General features: G+C 63.5%; 2 protein-coding genes. One reads left to right on the top strand and one right to left on the bottom strand.

What is annotated here, in order from left to right; translation table 11 throughout:
* A partial coding sequence (locus ACYVF6_RS40950) for a peptidoglycan recognition protein family protein (protein ID WP_460530556.1) occupies positions 1 to 595 on the bottom strand: 595 nt, incomplete at its 3' end.
* A gap of 625 nt (positions 596 to 1,220) precedes the next feature.
* Between ACYVF6_RS40950 and ACYVF6_RS40945 the strand changes: the two genes are divergently transcribed.
* The coding region (locus tag ACYVF6_RS40945) for a transglycosylase SLT domain-containing protein (RefSeq protein WP_460530553.1) at positions 1,221 to 1,602 on the top strand (382 nt) is incomplete at its 3' end.

The following is a 1,602-nucleotide window of genomic DNA, read 5'->3' as shown; positions in this document are numbered from 1 at the left end:
GCAGCAGCCGATCATCCGCAGCACGCACGAACACGTCATACCGGCCACCCCGCGACACCGCGGACACCACCGAACCCACCCGACCCACACCCCCACCAGCCAGGGTGCGGGCGACGTCGGAACGCATCTTGTCGAGATCGATGAATGACGGATCGATCTTGCCCGTGGTGCTGGTCTCCCTGTGGCCGCGGGCATAGCTCGCATCTCTGCCCAACTGGTCCAGCACTGCGGCGGTCGCCGTCACCGACGCTGAATACTGGGCGCTGGTCATGGACTGGTTGACCCCGTTGTAGTCGATTTCCCAGCCGATCAGCATGGTGTTGCCGTCGCCGACCGGGATCGGCCCGCTTCCACCACTGGCTCCGGCATGGTTGGCCCGGCCACCGGAGATGATGTGGAACACGCCGTTGTAGTCCACCAACGCGTGGCAGAGCGGCCCTTGCAGGTCCGGCCTACCGTTGATGACGACGTTCAGGGAAGGCGCCGGGTTGGAGGCGCTCGACGTAGCTGCGGTGTGATGCCACAGAACGCCAATCGGCGAGAACGATCCGCTCACCGCGCGGGCGGTCCAGTTACCTTCCTCGACGACTCGCACACCGGCCGATCGCAGCACTCCGGCGAGCCAAGGGATCGTAGACACTACCGAACCCCCAGATCCGCTAGGCATTCGATGGCAGGGACGTCCGCATGAGCTCTGAGTGGAACCAGCGTCAGGGCTGCCACAGCCAGCGGAATCAAGCCGAGCAGGCTTCGCCGCGTCGGGGCGCCGGGAGATGTACCTCTCGTCATTCTCTGTTACACCTTCCTGGTCCTTGTTGGCTGAAATTCACAGACCAATGGAAGCTGAGCGCGCGCGGGTGCACCAGGAAGAAGCACCGGAAACAGTAGTGTCAGGAGATTGCGGGCAACCTTTCCTGGCGGGCCGATAGTCGTCGATTAGCGTCTTATCAATGTCGGCTCGCGCAGTGCCGCATCCAATCTCTTCGCCGGCATGTGTATTCAATGTCAAGACCATCACGGAAGGCTGCTTGATGGAATTAACCGAAAAACGCTATAGAAGGCACCGCTGGATATACGTGCCACTATTAATCGCCGTCGTTTTGTCCATTGTCTCCCTGCCAGCCAGTCAGCCAGCCACGGCGGCACCGCAGAGCGGACCCGATCTCTGAGCACAGGTTGCCCAAGTCGCTGGCTTCCAGGGCGAGAGGCTGCTGACGGCAGTGGCCGTCTCGCTCGCAGAGTCCCGCTGCAACCCGCTCGCCGTAGGCCAGAACGGACCTACGGCCGGCTGCCCGTCCGGGTCACGTGACCGCGGCCTGTGGCAGATCAACGACTGCTACCACGCAGAGGTTTCCGAGTCGTGTGCGTTCGATCCGCAGTGCAACGCCAATGCGGCATACCGGATCTCGAGCCAGGGGACGAACTGGTCCCCGTGGTCCACCTTCAACAGCGGCTCGTACCGGAACTGGCTCGACGAAGCAGCCGCCGCCGTCGAGAACCTGGCTGGTGGGGGTGTGGGTCGGGTGGGTTCGGTGGTGTCCGCGGTGTCGCGGGGTGGCCGGTATGACGTGTTCGTGCGTGCTGCGGATGATCGGCTGCTGC

This window comes from Flindersiella endophytica, assembly GCF_054779015.1.
The sequence above is the reverse complement of the archived record's forward strand: the minus strand, read 5'-3'. Positions and strand labels throughout refer to the sequence as shown.